The organism is Varibaculum cambriense (genome assembly GCF_032557235.1).
GTDB classification, from domain to species: domain Bacteria; phylum Actinomycetota; class Actinomycetes; order Actinomycetales; family Actinomycetaceae; genus Varibaculum; species Varibaculum cambriense_C.
Genome location: NZ_JAWGMB010000005.1, coordinates 132,223 through 150,277, shown reverse-complemented (window position 1 = coordinate 150,277; position 18,055 = coordinate 132,223). Strand labels below are relative to the sequence as shown.

General features: G+C 54.0%; 15 protein-coding genes. 4 read left to right on the top strand and 11 right to left on the bottom strand.

Going from position 1 to position 18,055, the window contains the following annotated elements:
- Positions 1 to 227, top strand: a 227-nt coding sequence (locus E6072_RS05735; protein ID WP_316694367.1) for a hypothetical protein, incomplete at its 5' end; no start/stop codon positions are given.
- A 172-nt stretch (positions 228 to 399) separates the two neighbouring features.
- Here E6072_RS05735 and tyrS read toward each other — a convergent pair.
- Together tyrS and E6072_RS05725 are read right to left on the bottom strand one after the other, a co-directional pair.
- Entirely contained in the window at positions 400 to 1,665 is a 1,266-nt protein-coding gene (tyrS, locus tag E6072_RS05730; RefSeq protein ID WP_024058184.1) for a tyrosine--tRNA ligase, read from the bottom strand.
- 128 nt (positions 1,666 to 1,793) lie between these two features.
- Positions 1,794 to 2,861, bottom strand: coding sequence for a PTS sugar transporter subunit IIC (locus E6072_RS05725; protein WP_316694366.1), 1,068 nt, complete (start codon positions 2,859 to 2,861; stop codon positions 1,794 to 1,796).
- Positions 2,862 to 2,944: 83 nt separating this feature from the next.
- Between E6072_RS05725 and E6072_RS05720 the strand changes: the two genes are divergently transcribed.
- Entirely contained in the window at positions 2,945 to 3,649 is a 705-nt protein-coding gene (locus E6072_RS05720; protein WP_316694365.1) for an NrtR DNA-binding winged helix domain-containing protein, read from the top strand.
- Between the two features lie 501 nt (positions 3,650 to 4,150).
- On the opposite strand, the gene argH is transcribed toward E6072_RS05720, so the two are convergent.
- The 7 genes from argH to E6072_RS05685 all read right to left on the bottom strand — a co-directional run bounded on the left by argH (position 4,151) and on the right by E6072_RS05685 (position 11,863).
- The gene (gene argH / locus E6072_RS05715; protein WP_316694363.1) at positions 4,151 to 5,578 is read right to left on the bottom strand and encodes an argininosuccinate lyase; all 1,428 of its coding nucleotides are present in this window, start codon (positions 5,576 to 5,578) and stop codon (positions 4,151 to 4,153) included.
- A gap of 1 nt (position 5,579) precedes the next feature.
- Positions 5,580 to 6,794 (bottom strand): argininosuccinate synthase, encoded by a 1,215-nt coding sequence (locus tag E6072_RS05710; RefSeq protein ID WP_316694375.1) that lies wholly within the window; start codon positions 6,792 to 6,794, stop codon positions 5,580 to 5,582.
- Complete coding sequence (locus E6072_RS05705; RefSeq protein ID WP_316694361.1) at positions 6,791 to 8,038, bottom strand: aminotransferase class III-fold pyridoxal phosphate-dependent enzyme; 1,248 nt, start codon at positions 8,036 to 8,038, stop codon at positions 6,791 to 6,793. Before E6072_RS05705 ends, E6072_RS05710 begins: the two co-directional genes overlap by 4 nt.
- Positions 8,031 to 8,927 (bottom strand): acetylglutamate kinase, encoded by an 897-nt coding sequence (argB, locus tag E6072_RS05700; RefSeq protein ID WP_316694360.1) that lies wholly within the window; start codon positions 8,925 to 8,927, stop codon positions 8,031 to 8,033. Before argB ends, E6072_RS05705 begins: the two co-directional genes overlap by 8 nt.
- Positions 8,924 to 10,033 (bottom strand): bifunctional glutamate N-acetyltransferase/amino-acid acetyltransferase ArgJ, encoded by a 1,110-nt coding sequence (argJ, locus tag E6072_RS05695; RefSeq protein WP_316694373.1) that lies wholly within the window; start codon positions 10,031 to 10,033, stop codon positions 8,924 to 8,926. The genes argB and argJ overlap by 4 nt, the downstream gene beginning before the upstream one ends.
- 68 nt (positions 10,034 to 10,101) lie before the next feature.
- Positions 10,102 to 11,160 (bottom strand): N-acetyl-gamma-glutamyl-phosphate reductase, encoded by a 1,059-nt coding sequence (gene argC / locus E6072_RS05690; protein WP_316694359.1) that lies wholly within the window; start codon positions 11,158 to 11,160, stop codon positions 10,102 to 10,104.
- 214 nt (positions 11,161 to 11,374) lie between these two features.
- On the bottom strand, positions 11,375 to 11,863 hold the full coding sequence (locus E6072_RS05685) for a flavodoxin domain-containing protein (RefSeq protein WP_278606417.1): 489 nt from the start codon (positions 11,861 to 11,863) through the stop codon (positions 11,375 to 11,377).
- Between the two features lie 76 nt (positions 11,864 to 11,939).
- Between E6072_RS05685 and E6072_RS05680 the strand changes: the two genes are divergently transcribed.
- Positions 11,940 to 12,944 (top strand): hypothetical protein, encoded by a 1,005-nt coding sequence (locus E6072_RS05680; protein ID WP_316694356.1) that lies wholly within the window; start codon positions 11,940 to 11,942, stop codon positions 12,942 to 12,944.
- On the opposite strand, the gene E6072_RS05675 is transcribed toward E6072_RS05680, so the two are convergent.
- Entirely contained in the window at positions 12,937 to 13,734 is a 798-nt protein-coding gene (locus E6072_RS05675) for a phosphatidylcholine synthase (RefSeq protein WP_316694354.1), read from the bottom strand. The two genes, E6072_RS05680 and E6072_RS05675, sit on opposite strands and share 8 nt — an antisense overlap.
- An 81-nt stretch (positions 13,735 to 13,815) precedes the next feature.
- Positions 13,816 to 15,294, bottom strand: coding sequence for an alanine/glycine:cation symporter family protein (locus E6072_RS05670; protein ID WP_316694353.1), 1,479 nt, complete (start codon positions 15,292 to 15,294; stop codon positions 13,816 to 13,818).
- A 115-nt stretch (positions 15,295 to 15,409) separates the two neighbouring features.
- Between E6072_RS05670 and E6072_RS05665 the strand changes: the two genes are divergently transcribed.
- Positions 15,410 to 18,028, top strand: a complete 2,619-nt coding sequence (locus tag E6072_RS05665; RefSeq protein ID WP_316694351.1) for a DUF3516 domain-containing protein — start codon at positions 15,410 to 15,412, stop codon at positions 18,026 to 18,028.
- Positions 18,029 to 18,055: the final 27 nt, after the last annotated feature.

Here is an 18,055-nt window from a genome sequence, read left to right as displayed (position 1 = left end):
ATCATCAGCATCAAAAAAACAAAAAACAGAAAAAACCAAACCCACCCACCAAAAACAGCAAGCAAGCCCAGCTCAATCCCACACAAACAAAACAAAAAAACACACTATCGAGAACACAAACAACCAAACCACAAACCAACCAAAAACGATCAGTAAAGGTCGCTGCGCGAAAAACGCGCGAGTCTCAGTCTAACAGATTTGGTTTTTGGCTTTCAACTTATTTCTAAGTGAAACAGGCCATAAAACCAGTTCTTATCTGTTAAGTACTAAGTCAAACAATCTAGCCCACTGACCCAGAACCGAAGCTCTCTGCCGGGGCAACAGGTATTAACTTACCTACTGCAGTTAGAAAACTTCAAACTGAGACGCGGTGACCTCTCACACACCGCCAAAAATAAGCTATTTTTGCAGGTAAGCGACAGCTAGATTGCGCTTGCCTTTCCGGAAAAGCACCAAAGAACCCGGCAGCACGTCCTCGGAAGTGATAACCCGATCCGGGTCGGTGACTTTCTGATTGTTCAGATAAGCGCCACCGTTCTTAATGGTGCGCATCGCCGCGCCCCGCCCCTTCTCAAAGCCCGCTGCTATCAGCAGATCCACCAGGTTAGTTTTCCCGATTTCTACCTTGGCGCTGGGCAAATGGGCAGTCGCTCCCTTCAAGGTGTTGCCGTCCACCTGATGCAGATCCCCACTACCCCACAGGGCTTCGGTAGCTGCCAAAACCTGATCCAGTGCCTCTTGACCATGAACCAGGCGGGTTACCTCCGCGGCCAGCGCCTTTTGAGCTTCGCGTTTATGAGGACGCTCAGCTACCTCGACTGCCAGCGCTTCGATTTCCTCGCGGGACAGGAAAGTAAATACCTTCAGGAACCGAACTACGTCCGCATCTTCGGCACCCAGCCAGAACTGGTAGAACTCGTAGGGCGAAAGCATCTCTGGATCTAGCCAAATTGCGCCACCCTCGGATTTACCAAACTTGGAGCCATCAGCCTTGGTGATCAAAGGGGTGGTCATGACATGGACGTCTTTGCCCTCTACCTTGTGGATTAGATCCATGCCGCCCACCAGGTTGCCCCACTGGTCGTTGCCGCCAGTTTCCAGGGTGCAGCCGTAACGGCGGTATAACTGCAGGAAATCATAGGCTTGCAGGATTTGGTAGCTGAACTCCGTGTAGGAAATTCCTTCTTCAGACTTCAGACGCCGCGCCACCGCATCTTTAGACAGCATGGTTCCCATCCGGAAGTTTTTACCCAAGTCACGTAGGAGTTCAATCGCTCCTAGATCCTGGATCCAGTCCATATTGTTAACCATGATTGCCGGGTTATCGCCCTCGAAATCCAGAAAACGGCTGATTTGCCCGCGCAGGCGCTCTACCCAGCCCGCAACTACTTCTTTAGGTTGCAACTGGCGCTCCGCGGTCATCCGGGGATCCCCGATCAAGCCGGTAGCACCCCCAACCAGAGCAATAGGACGGTGCCCTGCCTTTTGCAAATGCCGCATCATCAGCACCTGCACCAAATGTCCGTGATGCAGGGAAGCAGCAGTAGGATCAAAACCGCAATAGAAAGTGACCGGTCCATTGGCAAGTGCTTCCCGCAGTTTCGCGAGATCAGTGTGCTGGGCAAGTAGGCCCCGCCATTCCAGCTCATCAATAATATCGGCCACGATATTCCTTTCTTATGCAGGTTAAACTCGTGATCCCCCTCGGGGTGAACAAGTCTATATTCTTCTCGGGCTTAGTCTAACCTACCTGCGGACGCAGCTGGGGGTTTGCTTCCTATCCGGAATGCTGCCTATTTTTCGAGCAGCATATCCCCGGCCTTAATCCAACCCTTCTTCCGCATAAACTCCGCAAATAGCAAAGAGAGGGCGGCGGGGGCAATAAAGTGCAGCAGCAAGATCATTCCCAAAAGTGCTGGCCAAGATGTAGTTGACCCCATTACATTCCAGGTCATAATCTGTCCCACTAAACCGGAAGTTCCCATTCCGGAGCCGGCCGCATTCGATTCCATCTTGAACACCATAGTGGCGATGGGACCTAAAATCGCAGAAGCCAAAGTGGGAGGAATCCAGATTAAGGGGTGCCGCATAATATTGGGAACTTGCAGCATGGAAGTACCGATACCCTGCGAGATTAGGCCGGAAACTTTATTTTCTCGATAAGACGCGACTGCGAAACCTACCATCTGCGCGCTACACCCCACGGTCGCCGCCCCGGCTGCCAGGCCGGATAATCCCAACACGATTCCCAGGGCCGCCGAAGATATCGGCAAGGTCAAGATCATCCCCATCAGTACCGACACGATAATGCCCATTAGGAAGGGCTGACGCTCAGTTCCCCAGTTAATGATGGCTCCTAAAGCGGTCATCATTTGTGAAATTCCTGGCCCAATGAACAGACCCACGATGGCGCCAGAGGTAACAGTCACGAAGGGAGTAACCAAGATATCTACTGGGGTTTTACCGGAAACTAGCAGGCCAAACTCGACTGCTACGAAGGAAGCGATAAACGCACCTAACGGCTCTCCTGGTCCTTTCAACTGCATGGAAAGACCATCCACGATTCCGCCGCTTAAGATTTTGGCAGCATGAGCGCCGATCATACCTGCCAGGCCGGTGCCTACCACCACAAAAGTGGAGGCTTTAAGGCGGTGCGCGACTCCCATCCCAATGCCAGCACCGGTAAGAACCGAAGCCACGGAACCGACTAGCACCAGTCCCCGCCCGATTATTCCCGGAATGAAACCCCCCACTTGCACCATGATGGTGCCGATAATCAGGGAGGCGAATAGCCCGTGCGCCATGCCGGTCATCGCATCGATGAAAAATAAGGATAGCCAGCCTTTAATACGTTGTTTCATCTTGGAAACTTTCCTTCTCGAGGTAACTGCTTTAGTTTTCGCCTAATAGTCGAAAACTAAAGTTTAAGCTACCATATGATTTTGTGAGACCCCAATTGCGAGACGCCGAAGGAGCTGCCGTCTACCGGCATGAGGCACTCAGCGTAGTCTTGCAAATACGTGGAGATTCCCCGCAGCTAACAGTGCTGGTAGCGCGCCGCGAGCACTCCCCTTTCCAGGGGTTGCCCGCCCTTCCTTCCGGTCCTTTAGAACCAGCAGAAAACCTCGGCGCCAGCGCTTTTCGTCATCTTTCACAAAAGATGGATATTACTGCTCTTTCCTATATGGAACAGTTAGGCACCCGCTCTGATCCTCTCCGTGACCCCAGTCAACGCACCGTGGCCACCGCCTATTTAGGGATAGTAGCTGCCCAAGTGAGAACCGCCATTCCCCCTTACGCCCAGTGGGTGCCGGTAAACAACCTGCCGAAGATGGCTTATGACCACGCCGATATTATTTCCGAGGGCGTAGACCGGCTGCGGGCAAAACTTTCCTATACCAATATTGCGTTTGCCTTAGCTCCCCCGGATTTCACTATGGCGGAGCTAACCCGCCTCTACCAGGCAGCCTTAGGACATGAGGTGTCCCCCACCAACTTGCAGCGGGTGCTCAGTCGCCGCGGGCAGCTCGCCCCCACCGGTCAGCGTAAAGCGCCCGGCACCAAAGGCGGGCGCCCCGCTCGCCGTTTCCGCTTCACTAATCACTGCCTGCAGGTAACCGACCCCTTTGCCATCCTCCGCCCCTCCTAACAAGCGCAAAATCTGCACGTTACACGCAAGGGCTAGGTTTTTCCTCCTGCCCAAGAATTCGGAAAAAGACCGCAGGCATTTTCCGAATTCTTATGCCCACCGCGCCCACTCGGATAAAACCTAGCCCTCGCGTTTGCTGACCGTCGTGAGCGAACAACAGTAACACCGTGCCCCTACGCTTACGAACGAATTTGCATCACAATCGACAAGGGACGCGCCGGCTGAACACTGTCCATGTTGCCAGTGGGCTGATTTATTCCCCTAGCGTGCGAGCCACCGATTTCCGGAAAACAACGACGGGATTAAAAAGTAAGAACACCCCGCACTAGACATGAGTAGGCAGCAGCACTTTTGAAAGTACGCCTGGGGGAGAAGTTTTATCCGAGCAGGCTAGGTGGGCGCAAAACTCTAAAAAGCCATAGGGCTTTTTAGAGTTTTTGGGCAGGAGGAAAAACTTCTCCCCCAGGCTCCACAAACCGCGCCGGATGACAAGGCAAGGGATTATTTAAATTCCAGATGTTTACCGGCGAAATCGGTGCGGATGCGCGCGATCTGCTGCTCGGCGGACTCTAGCTGCCGAGCAACCTGTGCGGGCGCAGTTCCTCCGCGTCCGGCGCGGGCGCGCACCGATCCAGCAGGGCTGAGCACTTCCCGTACTTCAGGGGTTAATAGCGGATTGATAGCGGCGAATTGTTCGTCACTCAAATCCGCGAGCTCTATCCCGTTTTCTTCACATTCGCGTACGCAGGCTCCGGATACTTCATGCGCTTGCCGGAACGGCATTCCTCGCGCCACTAGCCACTCGGCAATATCGGTGGCGAGCGAAAACCCTTGAGGCGCGAGTTCTTCTAGGCGAGCGTAGTCAATCTTCATAGTGGCTATCATGCCGCTGACTGCTGGAAGTAATACCTCTAAAGTATCAACCTGGTCAAAGACTGGCTCTTTATCTTCTTGCAGGTCACGAGCATAGGCAAAAGGTAGACCTTTGAGCACCGCAAGCAGACCGGTTAAGTCCCCTATCATGCGACCGGCTTTACCGCGCGCCAATTCTGCCACGTCCGGATTCTTCTTTTGCGGCATGATTGATGAACCGGTAGAGAACGCATCGTCTAAGGTGACATACCCGAACTCTTTGGTATTCCAAATAATTGTTTCTTCCGCTAGAGAAGAAATATCGATCCCGACCTGAGCGCAGATGAACGCGAACTCGGCCACCACATCGCGGGTGGCGGTTCCGTCTATGGAGTTTTCTACTACCCGGTCAAAGGCCAGGTCTTCCCCCACTTGCACTGGGTCTAACCCCAGGGTGTTGCCCGCGAGCGCTCCAGAACCGTAGGGGCTGGCGGCGGCGCGCCTATCCCAATCCTGAAAACGCTGAATGTCTCGCAATAGCGGCCAGATGTGAGCGAGTAACTGGTGGGCTAACAATACCGGCTGGGCGTGCTGCATATGGGTACGCCCCGGCATTACGGTATCCCCGGCGGCTTTCGCTTGGCGCACAAGCGCTTCGACTACCTCGATGATGTGCTCGGAGATGGCGCGTGCCTGGTTTCGCAGGTACATGCGAATCAGGGTAGCGATCTGGTCGTTGCGGCTACGTCCAGCGCGCAGTTTCCCCCCTAAATGCTCCCCAGCCTCAATCAATAGCCCTCGCTCTAAGGCCGTGTGCACGTCCTCGTCAGCGGGGTCGGGGGCGAAGGCACCGTTTTGAACTTTTTCTTCTAGCCGCCCTAAAGCCGCCAGCATTTGCGATAGTTCCTCGCTGTCTAGCAGGCCAGCTCCCGCGAGCGCTCGGGCATGGGCGCGCGAACCGGCTAAATCGTAGAGTGCCAGACGCCAATCGAAATGGGTGGATACTGAAAGTGCCGCTAAAGCCTGGGAAGGACCGCCCGAAAAGCGTCCTCCCCATAGCGATACCTGCTCGCTCATATTATTTCTTGCTTTCTTTTTGTTCCCGCGCCGCTGCTAACTGGGTTGAGAGCCCATAGATTCCGATGAATCCGCGCGAGAGGGACTGGTCGAAGCTGTCTCCTGAATCGTAGGTCGCCAGGTTGAAGTCATACAAGCCGACCGCAGAGCGCCGCCCATCGACTACTGCCCGCCCGCCGTGCAGAATCATCCGGATATCGCCGGTGACGTATTTTTGGCTGTCTTCTACGAAGGCATCTAACGAACCTTTGAGCGGCGAATACCATTGCCCCTCATAAACCAGTTCTGACCAGCGTTGTTCTACTTGCCGTTTGAAGCGTCCTTGTTCGCGCTCCAAGGTCAGGTTTTCTAGGTTTTGGTGGGCAATAATCAGTGCCACTGCACCGGGCGCCTCATAGATTTCCCGCGACTTGATCCCTACCAGGCGGTCTTCCACCATATCGAGGCGACCTATCCCTTGGGCTCCTGCCCGGCGGTTCATTTCCTGGATAATCTGCAGGGCGCTCATCTTTTGCCCGTCCACAGCTACCGGCACGCCCTCTTCAAAACTAATAACTACCTGGTCCGGAATGGGAGGATAGGCCGGGTCGTCGGTGTAAACATAGACGTCTTTAGTAGGCGGATTCCATAGATCCTCTAGATATCCGGTTTCTACCGCGCGCCCCCAAACGTTCTGGTCGATGGAGAAGGGGTTATGTTTAGTGGTTTCAATCGGGAGTTCGTGTTCTTCCGCGTATTTAATCGCCACGTCCCGGGTAAGCGCCAGGTCACGTACCGGAGAGATACATTTAATTTCCGGGTTTTGGCTGGTGAGCGACACCTCGAAACGTACCTGGTCATTACCTTTCCCAGTGCAACCATGAGCCACGGTGTCGGCACCAAAGTCTTTCGCTACTTTTACCAGGTGTTTACAGATAAGCGGCCGAGAAAGCGCCGATACCAGGGGATACTGATCCATATATAGGCCGTTGGCTTTGATTGCCGGCAGGCAATACTCTTGGGCGAACTCATCCTTAGCGTCAGCCACATAGGCATCGACTGCCCCGCAGTCCAGGGCGCGCTGGCGGATTACCTCTAGGTCTTCCCCGCCTTGCCCTACGTCAACGGCGCAGGCGATTACCTCTTTGCCGGTTTGTTCCCCGATCCAGCCGATGGCCACCGAAGTGTCTAATCCGCCCGAATATGCCAGTACTACCCGATCTTTACTCATGGTTATTCTCCTTTTCCTAGGTCTAGTTCTACCTGCGCGAGCGCTTCCTTTAACGCCGGAATCAGGGTCTTTGCTTCTTCAAGTTCAATAATTAGGGGTGGAGCTAGTCGAATAATGTTCGCTGCCGGGGCGTTTACTATAAACCCGGATTTAAATAGCTCTTTTGCCAGCTGGGGGGCAATATTTTTTTCGAGGACGAGGCCGCGCAACAGTCCTTGCCCCCGGGCATCCTTGATTCCTGGGATTTGGGCATCGGCGATCGCCTGCATCCAGGCGTCCCCAACTTTGGCGGCGCACGCCGGCAAATCCAGCTCCTCCATCAGGTTGATGGTGCGCGCTACTACCGCACTTACCAGCGGGTTTCCTCCGAAGGTAGTGCCGTGACTTCCTGGTTTTAGGGCGGTGGCGGCGCGTTCGTTCATGGCTACACATGCCCCGACCGGCACTCCCGCACCTAGGCCTTTAGCTAAAGTCACCACGTCGGGAACTATTTCTTTCCCATCATGGCAGATTCCCTGGTGAGCGAGCCATTTTCCGCACCGCGCCATCCCGGTTTGGACTTCGTCAAAAACCAGCAATGCTCCGGCGCGGTCTGCCAGCCCGCGCGCGGCTGCTAAAACTTCGGGCGCTAGTGGGATTACGCCTGCTTCGCCTTGCAGGGGTTCTAGGAAAATCGCGGATACGCCCTCGGGGTCTACTGCCTCAATTCCCGCTACCGTGGCTGCTACAAACTCGGTAGGCCCTACGAAGGGAGCAAAGGGTTCGCGGTAGGGAGCTTTATAGGTCAGTGAAAGTGAACCCAGGGTACGTCCGTGAAATGCGCCTTTGAGCGCAATCGCGCGTCCTCCCGGCCGGGCGGCTAACGCCATTTTCAAGGCGGCTTCATTGGCTTCGGTGCCTGAGTTTACGAATAGCACTCGCGCCTGGGAGGTAATTTCCGCTTGCACCGCGCTGTCCCAACCGGCAGCGCAGATTTTCTTTACTGCCGCGGCGGCTTCTACTTGCTGCGGGGTAGTGAAAAAGTTAGAAACGTGGGTAAAGCGGCTGGCTTGCTCCCCGATAGTCTTCACTATTTCCGGATGGGCATATCCGAGAGCGTTTACCGCGATTCCGCCCAGCAAATCTAGGTATTCTTTACCATCGGCATCCCACACCCGGGTGCCTTGGCCGTGGGTAAAACACGCCTGCGGCTGCCCGAAAACTCCTAAAAGGTTTTCTTGATAGGCGCTGATCCATTCGGCATTAGTCATGGCTATCTCCCATCACCATAGTTCCAAATCCGGTATCGGTGAAGATTTCTAGCAACATCGAGTGCGGCACCCGTCCATCAATAATGGTGGCTCGGGGTACTCCCTGCTGACAGGCCTGAATGCAGGCTTGTACCTTGGGGCGCATTCCCGCTTCTAGGGTGGGCAGCAGTTCGGCGGCCTCGCTGGCGGTTATCTGTGAAATTCGAGTATCGGGGTCTGGCCAGTTGCGGTAGAGCCCTTTTACATCGGTGAGGACGATAAGTTTCTTTGCTCCCAAGGCGCCTGCGACTGCCGCGGCCGCCAAATCGGCGTTGATATTTAACACCTGGGTGGGGTCATCTTGGTTAACCGCGATGGAGGACACTACCGGGATCCGTCCGGACTGCAGTAAATCTTCTATCGGTCCGGGATCTACGGCGGTTACTTTACCCACTAGCCCCAGGTCGACGGGTTTTCCGTCTACTGTCGCCCCTTGTTTTTGGGCACGTAAAAACGCTCCGTCCTCGCCAGAAATCCCGATTGCCGCAATCGAAGTTTCGTTCAGCAGGGAAACCAGTTCGCGCTGCACCATCCCGGTGAGCACCATCCGCACTACTTTCATCACTTCCGGGCTGGTAACTCGCAGACCGGAAACAAACGGAGCCTCGATCCCCAGGGTTTTTAACATAGAGCTGATTTGGGGACCGCCCCCATGCACGATTATGGGTTCAATCCCCCATTCGTGCAGGAAAATAATGTCCCGGGCAAAAGCGGTTTTAAGTTCTTCGGAGATCATGGCGTTTCCGCCGTATTTAATCACAATCCGCGAGCCAGAGTATTCGCGCAGCCACGGCAAAGTTTCTAGCAGTATCCCGGCTTTATCCCAGGCAGATAGGTTTTTTACACTCATGATGAATAGTCCGCGTTGATATGAATATATTCGTGGGTAAGGTCGTTGGTTAGTACGCTGGCCTGGGCATTTCCGGCTCCCAGACGTACCTCTAAATGCACGTCTCGGCTATCAAAGGGAACATCTTCGCGGCTGCCCCAGGCGGCACCATCCTTGCATACTTGCACCCCGTTGAACAGTACCGATACCGCGCTCGGGTCGTAGGGGCAAACGCTTTCGGGTACGGTTCCCAGTTCGGAAACTATCCTTCCCCAATTGGGATCGCACCCGGCGATAGCGGTTTTCACCAGGTTTGACCGGGAAATAGTTTTCGCCGCGATCAAAGCGCCGGCTTCACTTTCGGCTTCGGTGACTGCGATCTCTACGGTGTGCTGTGCACCTTCCGCATCGTCAGCGAGTTTCCGTGCCAACTGGGCGCAGGTTTCAGTCAGCGCCGCGGTAAATCCGCTGGGGGCTTTTCCGCTTTCCCCGGAGGCCAGCAAAATCACGGTGTCGTTAGTGGACATGCAGCCATCGGAATCTAGGCGGTTAAAGGTTTTCGCGCAGGCAACTTCCAGCGCCTTTTGGGCAGTTTCGGCATCAAGGAGGGCGTCGGTGGTGATTACACAAAGCATGGTTGCCAGAGCCGGGGCTAACATGCCGGCTCCTTTCGCCATCCCTCCAATTTGGTAGCCGTCTGCCTGGTAGTGCACGGTTTTCGGCTCGTTATCGGTGGTGAGAATCGCCCAGGAGGCATCGGCGCCACCTTCTTCGGAAAGGCTCTCAGCCGCAGTTTCAATCCCGGATAGCATTTTGTCCATCGGCAGGGGCGTCCCGATCATTCCGGTGGAGCACACTAACACTTGCCGCGGGTCGATTTCTAGGGCGGCTCCCACTGCCTTAGCGGTGTTGACCGTATCTTTGAGGCCGTTTTTGCCGGTGCAGGCGTTGGCGCTGCCGGAGTTAAGCACTACTGAGCGCATTCCAGTCGCCCCTTTGCTGAGCACTGCCCGGGAGTAAAGTACGGGCGCGGCGGCGAAACGATTGGAGGTAAATACCCCGGCGGCCACCGGATTTGCCCCGGTATTGAGGACGAGGGCTAGGTCTTTGCGTCCTTTGCGGCGCATTCCGGAAGCAATCCCGCAGGCTTTGAATCCGGGTACGCTGGTTACGCCCTGGAGGTTTTTATCTTTTTTCACGGGGCAACTCCAATCTGGTTAATGCCGGTATATTCGTCGAGTCCGAGGGCGAGGTTGGCTGACTGCAAGGCCGCCTGCGCGGTGCCTTTACCTAAGTTATCGAGGGCGCTGAGGGCAATGATCTTGCCCGAACGCTGATCTAGCGCCACCTGTACCTGCACGTTTGCACTGCCGGTCACTGCTTGGGTTTGTGGCCAAGAGCCGAGTTCAAGTACCTGTATAAGGTTTTCTTCCTGATAAAAATCCTGGTAGAGGGCATGTAACTGCTCGGTGGTAGTTTTTTGAGTCGCAGTGGCGGTCACGGTTGCCAGGATTCCCCGCGACATGGGTACTAACACTGGAGTGAGGGTGATTTTATAGTCCTCGGGGTTGTTTCCGCTGCTAACTGCGAAGTTTTGCGCGATTTCGGGAATATGGCGATGGGTTCCGCCTACCGCATAGGGCTGGGCATTGCCGAGGGCTGCGGTGGCTAATAGGTGCGGTTTTAGGGATTTTCCGGCACCGGAATATCCCACCGCTAAAGTGGCGACAATATCGTTTGGGTCAATCAATCCGGCAGCTAGCAGAGGTTGAAAAGCGAAGGTAACAGCAGTTACGTTGCATCCGGGAACCGCGATCTGCTGGGCGGCTGCCAGCTGTTCGCGCTGTGAAGGCCCGCAAGCACACTTTAGTTCGGGCATTCCATAGGTCCATGCCTGGAAATATTCGCCGCCATAGTAACTGTCCCAGGCTGCTTTGGAGGTGAGCCGATGGTCGGCTCCGCAATCTACCAACAGGCTTTCTACTCCGGCAGCGCGCAGTTGCGCTGCCATTTTCCCGGATTGTCCATGCGGCAATGCTAGGAAAATCGCAGCGCTTTCTTTTAGCGCCACCGGGTCTACTGCTTTTATTTCTTGCTTGGCTAATTGGGGAAGTTGAGGATGAAACTCCCCTAGCTTTTTACCTGCTGAGGAGGACGCGCATAGCTGATCGACCTCGAAATCGGGGTGGGCAGCTACTATCCGCAGGATTTCCCCTCCGGCAAATCCGCTTGCACCAACAATTGAAACCTTCATAGTGAATATTTATATCAAGTTATGAATAACTATACATAACTGAAGGATTCGATGTGACTAGAGACACTTACAAAATGAGCCTTGGCCTTTCAAAAGCGGATCACCTTTGAACAACCACCACCCCAACCGCCTCCATAGATACAAATCCGCAGGTTAGCACGCAACGAGGATTCCTCGTTAGGCGCCAACCTGCGGACAGTAATGAAAGAAAGGTTTATGCCTTGATTTCTTTAATAACTTTCTTTGCCCAGTCACGAACTAACTGGTCATCACGGAAATCCCCCTCCACTGCGCCTCCTAGGCGAGCTACTGTACGCTCCCGCAAAGACAGCTCCTCCGGATCCAATCTGCCCGGGAAAGTCACATATTCTTGCGGATCAATATTCAAAAGCACCGGTCCCACCCGCGAAGGATCTTGAACCTTGTCTTCGGGAACCCCCGACAGTCCCACTGAGAATGCCCACAGCGGAGTGCGGCGCAGTTCCGAAGCAAAGCGGCGACAAAAATCATTGGCAGTATCCATCCATTTGGTTAGATAAACCGCTGAGCCAATAATGACTGCTCCGTATCCATCTAGGCTGTATACCTCTTCTGGTTTTTCCAGATCCACTTCCAGACCTGCATTCTCCAGTTCCTCTACAATAACTTTTCCAACTTCTTCAGTCGCTCCGTGCTTGGAGGCGATAGTTACTAAAACCTTCATACCTCTAGTATGACCATTTTTTTCCTTCTTGTCGCGAAAAGACCGAAATTTCTAGATTTCTCATAGACTTGAAACCATGGCGATGGTCGATCCTTCCTTCAAAAATGGGCAAAAGCTCACCGATCTCGCTGTGGCATCCAAATATGCCCTGGATCCGGTGGTTATTTGTCGTAGTGCCGGCCTTCACCGCATTTCTGAACTGGGGCGTGGCTGTACCCGCGATGTTTCTTGGCTGTTCTCCCTCCCAGAACAAAGCCTTGATCACTTCCTGGACTCTAAAGCGGGCGAGCGATTCTTGGGGCAACTACGTGCAGATTTACAGCGGGCACTAACGGTGTGGCTGGGAGGTGGCACCAGAGAAGAAGCCGAACGGTTTTCTCGGATGCTAGGCACCGGAAGAATCTTAGATACCGCACAATATCCTGAGGGCAGGGATTACCCCCAGCGACTAGTGGGGGCGATTCTTGCCTGCGAGCAGGAAAAAGACACCAAGATCCCCTGGATGCTCAATCCTGAAGACCTGGTGGAAGCACTCATCGAGCGTTGGGAAGATCTGAGTGTCCACAGTAGGCAGCGAATACGTCACGCATTCTTAGGAATTGACGCTACCCATCTTCCTCCTAAGATTGCGAGCGGGCTGAATGCCTGCGGGATTATCCAGACTCGTCGCTCACACCTAGCAAAATGGTTAACCGACCCCAAAGTGTTGGCCTACCTGGTGGTAATTACCTATTCCAGCCTGCGGGTATTACCGGTGAGCCTGGTAAAAGAGTTTCATGGATCTCTGCTGGTGCTATGGACCATGGATATTGCTACTGCCATCCCCTACACCTGGGGGGTACTGGCTATGTTTACCGCCAAGCGCCAATTGGTGCGCATTATAGGTACGTTTACTACCGCGATTACTTTCGCGGCTCCCTACGTATATTTCGCGATGACCGGCAAAGACTACCCCACCTACGTGATAGTAATCGTTATTCTGTTTATTATTTCGGGGTTCTTTGTAGAAGGCTCAAAATATCTACGCGAGCGTTATCTGGTGAATTTTTTGCTGAAACCACAAGAAACCGGTACTAACTGACATCCTTAGGGTTTGGTTGCGCCCGCTTGCGTTCCGCTTGCGGACCTACAAAAGTACGGATCACGCCGTTCCCTATAAAGTAAATGCCACTAATCCACCATGCCCACCACACGAAGGGGTTGCGTTCGGGGAAGTAAATAGTGAGCCAAATAATGCAGGCCAGCCAAATTATCACTGACAAAATATTGAGCCACCGCAGTTTTTGTACCCGGAAGGGGTGACAGAAAGTAAGCGGGGAAACCGTTAGCACGATAAAGAGCACTACGATTATCAGGTTGAACCACCAGGGTAACGCCACCAGATATAGATAGAGGATTACTATATTCCAGGCGGCCGGGAATCCCACGAAATAGTTATCGGAGCTTTTGGCTTTCTTATTGCAGTAACAGAACATAGAAGAGGCACAAACCGATACCATCAGCAATTCTGTCACTACCAAGTCAATTCCCTTACCGGGAGTTCCCGGGGCGAAAACTAAGGTTTGAGACATAAAAATCGCGGGAATAAATGTCCAGGTCAAATAGTCGACGATAAGGTCGAGAGCTGAACCATCAAACCAGGGAATAACTTCTTTAACCCGGTAACGCCGCGCCAGGGTTCCGTCCAAACCATCAACAATCAAACTAATCGCCAACCACCCCCACATTTGCAGGTAGTCATGGCGCATTAAGGCAAGTACCGCGCAACCAGCCCATACCACCCCGGAGGCGGTGAAGGCATGAACTGCCCAAGCTTTCAGGTAGTCGCTACGCGTGAACTGAGAATCGGTTTTCATGCGGATCTGTTCCATGCCCCCTATTTTGCCCTAGGGTTTCAAATACCTGAAAACCGGAAACCTTAGCCTCTGGTTTCTTATAACGAACGAGAACGCCTAGGCCTCAGTAGGCAGAGGTTTGCCTGACTCTTCGCTCCATACGTCGGTGGGTAACTCTGCCGGTAGATAGGGATTGCTTTTAGCTACGAAAACCGGTACCGCATCTTTATCGCGCCGAAGCGATGCCGAGTAATCCTTTAAGGCGCCCACTACCCACTTCCACAGCAAGGTAATCGCTATCAGATTAGTGATAGTCATAACCGCCATGGCGATATCGACCGCATTCCATACTAGCGGCAGCGATACCACGGCTCCCAGCACTACCGAAGCGACGGAGATTACCCGCACCAGCCACGATGCCCAGGGTTTGGTAGTCACAAAGGACATATTCACATCGGAATAAACATAGGCGGCAATAATAGAGGAAAACGCCAGTACCGAAATAATCAGCAACATCAAATAGGTTGACCAATCCCCTAGCTGGGAGGCTACCGCCACCGTAGTCAAAGAGGCCGCCTGGGAAGGATCGGTACCGGTCAGCACCGCTTTGGGAGCACTCAAAATGATAATGGCGGTGGCAGAACACACGATAATCGTGTCTACGAAAACTCCAAGCGATTGGATGAGCCCCTGGCGTACCGGATGGGAAACGGTAGCGGTTGCGGCTGCGTTGGGGGCGGTTCCTTGCCCGGCCTCGTTAGAAAATAGGCCGCGCTGTACCCCGTTGATCAGGGCAGCAAATACTCCTCCGCCGATTCCTCCCCCAAGCGCCCCACCGGTGAAAGCACTTTTTACGATTAAAGCTAGGATCGCGGGAATCTGCCCAATGTTCATCACCAGGATAATCGCCGCAATAATCACGTAAACCACAGCCATAATAGGAGCCATCCATTCGGTTACCCGCGCTACCGAACGAATTCCTCCTAAAATAATCGGAGCCGCAAACACGAACAGAATCACCGCAATGATCGCCGAATGCGTGCCTTGCTGGGCTTCGGTAGTGCCGAGGGTGGCCATAATCGAGCCGGCAATCGCATTGGACTGCACGGAAGTGATCACGAAACCACAGGTAATGATAGCGATCACCGCAAAGATGGAACCAAACCAACGCTTGTGCAGACCCAACCACATATAGTAGGCCGGACCTCCTCGGAAAGTACCGTCTTCGTTTTTGACTTTGAAAATCTGTGCCAAGGTGGATTCCATAAAAGAGGTAGCCATCCCCACTAGCGCTACCATCCACATCCAAAAGATCGCGCCCGGCCCGCCAATGATGAGGGCAGCCGCCACCCCGAACACGTTACCTACTCCCACGCGAGCCGCCAAGGAAATAGTGAAGGCTTGGAAGGAGGAGATTCCTCCGCGTGAATCTTTGCGAGAAGATAACACCACGTGCCACATATGGCGGAAGAGACGGAATTGCACTCCCCTAGTAACTACCGTGTAAAAGATCCCCAGGCCGATCAGGATCCAGATTTCGGCGTAGAGAGCGATGGCATCGGCTATCTGTTTGACGATTGTGGCAGCTTGATCCACGTTATATCTTCCTTTCATCCGCCCAAAAATCTTTATGGCGTCCCTATTAGGACAATCCGGCAGAATCAAGTTACGCAAACGTGTCCATACTGCGGATGCTGGTTACAATAGCTGCATGAGTATTGCTCCCCTAAATCAGCTCCTAGACGATTTAGAGGACGCGGGTAAGCTGGATGACCCCTTAGAAGTCCTGGCGGGGTTCAGTAATTGGGCGACGTCTACCCGCCGGGCACTCTATCCCCACCAAGAGGAAGCCGCTACCGAAATTTTTGCTGGCCACCACGTAATTGCCGCGACTCCTACTGGTTCGGGAAAATCAATGATCGCTTTGGCAGGGCATTTGGCGGCGCTGGCTAAAGATCAGCGCTCCTACTACACCGCCCCCATTAAAGCATTAGTTTCTGAGAAGTTTTTTGACCTGGTAGAGCTGTTTGGAGCCCGGAATGTGGGGATGATTACCGGCGATATTTCTTTAAATGCGGAAGCCCCGATTATTTGTTGTACCGCGGAAATCTTGGCTAACCAGTCACTGCGTGATGGCGCCGAACTGGATGCCGGGGTAGTCATCATGGATGAGTTCCACTTCTACGGCGACCCTGACCGGGGCTGGGCATGGCAAGTGCCGATTTTAGAACTACCGAGTGTCCAACTTGTGTTAATGTCGGCGACCTTGGGGAACGTCGATTTCTTCATTAGGGACTTGCAAGCGCGCAGCGGGCGGGAAGTGACCTTGGTGGACGGAGCCTCCCGCCCGGTGCCTCTGGAAATGGAATATAGCGAGGACGACTCCCAGTACCTGCTAGAAAGCCTAGTCAAGGCGGGACGCTGGCCGATCTACCTGGTGCATTTTGCCCAAAATGATGCGGTCAAAACCGCGGCAGGATTGGCATCGGCTAACCTGCTGGATCGCGAGCAGCGCGAGAAAATCGCTGCCCACTTAAAAGGGGTGCATTTCACCAAGGGATTCGGGCAAACCCTGTCGCGACTTTTACGCCTGGGGGTAGGAGTACATCATGCGGGTATGTTGCCCCGTTACCGCCTGTTGGTGGAGCAATTGGCGCAACGCGGCCTACTGGCAGTTATTTGCGGAACTGACACTTTAGGGGTGGGAATAAATGTACCTATCCGCACGGTGGTTTTTACTTCGCTGGTAAAGTTCGACGGGCGTCGCCGACGGCATCTTTCAGCAAGGGAGTTTCACCAGATTGCCGGCAGAGCCGGGCGCGCCGGGTTCGACACTATGGGATTTGTGGTGGTGCAGGCGCCGCCCGAGGTAATCGAGGCCAAGAAACTGGCGGCGAAAGGACAAAAACGTAAGGGCACGTCCTCGGCAAATAGCCAAAAGCCGAAGGTGTCCTGGGGGCGTTCTACTTTTGAACGCCTGGTGGCTGCCCAGCCGGAAGCGCTGCGTTCTCATTTTCGGATTGACCATTCCTTAGCGCTTAATGTGCTTTCCGGTGGGCGGGATGCCGGGGAGCATTTGCTGTGGCTGGCGCGCAATAACCATGACGACCCGCAGGATTCCAACCCGCATTTGCGCCGTTTAGGGCAGGTTTACTCCTCTTTGAAACAGGCGGAAGTGGTTCGGCATTTGCCTGGCGAAGAGGCGGGGAAGCTCGGGCGTCTAGTGCTCACCCATGACTTGCCGGAAGATTTTGCCCTTAATCAGCCGTTATCACCTTTCGCTCTGGCGGCTTTGGATCTATTGGATCCCGATAGCCCCGATTACGCTCTAGATTTGGTTTCGATTGTGGAGTCGGTGTTGGAAGATCCCCGCCAGGTGCTGATTGCCCAGCAAAAAGCCCAGCGTGACCAGGTGTATCAAAAGCTGCGTTCTGAAGGCGTGGAATACAACCAGCGGCAGGAGATATTAGAAGAAACTACCTGGCCACAGCCATTGAAAGAACTTCTTTCCGGTGCGTTTAAGACTTTCGCGCATTCTAACCCTTGGGTTTATGGCTCTGAGCCCTCCCCTAAATCGGTAGTACGTTACCTGGTAGAAAATGCGCTGACCTTTACCCAGTTTATTTCCCGTTTTGAACTTGCCCGCAGTGAGGGGGTGGTACTGCGTTACTTGACCGATGCCTATCGCGCCCTGGGACAAATCGTGCCACCGGAGAAACGGAATGAGGACTTTGACCAGTTATTGATCTGGCTAGGCAATACCGTTAAGGGCGTGGATTCCTCGCTGTTAGATGAATGGGAGGCGCTGACCAGCGGGAAGCGCCGGGAAAGCCCAGCCGAGAACGCCCAGGAGGAACCCGCCTTTGGGAGCGGGGAAAACCAGCTTCCCAGCGCTAATCCCTTCGCTTTGCGCCGCCAGTTCCGTAACGCCGCCTGGAAGCGAGTAGAAGCGGTAGCCTTCGATAGCCTACCTCGTCTTAAGGATTGCCAAGATTTACATCCCGAAGGTACTGAATGGTCGGATGAGGATTGCGGAGCCCTGTTGGATGATTATTGGGAACGCTTTGATGACCTGCCACTAGATCAGGGGGCGCGCGCCAGCAACCATGCGGTGATTAGCGAGGGCGCAAACGCGCGAGAGCTGCTTTCTCGCTATCTTCCTGCCGATAGTGATTTGCTGTCCGGTAATAAAGTCTGGGCGCTGCTGCAAGAAGTGGATGATGGTAGTGGGCTATGGGAATGGCGAATATTATTTGCCTTAGATATTGCAAAAACTGATGACAATGGGCAGCTGCAACCGTACTTAGTGGCCTACGGAGATATCACCTAGGGCGCTACTGGCGATAGCGCCCGGTCA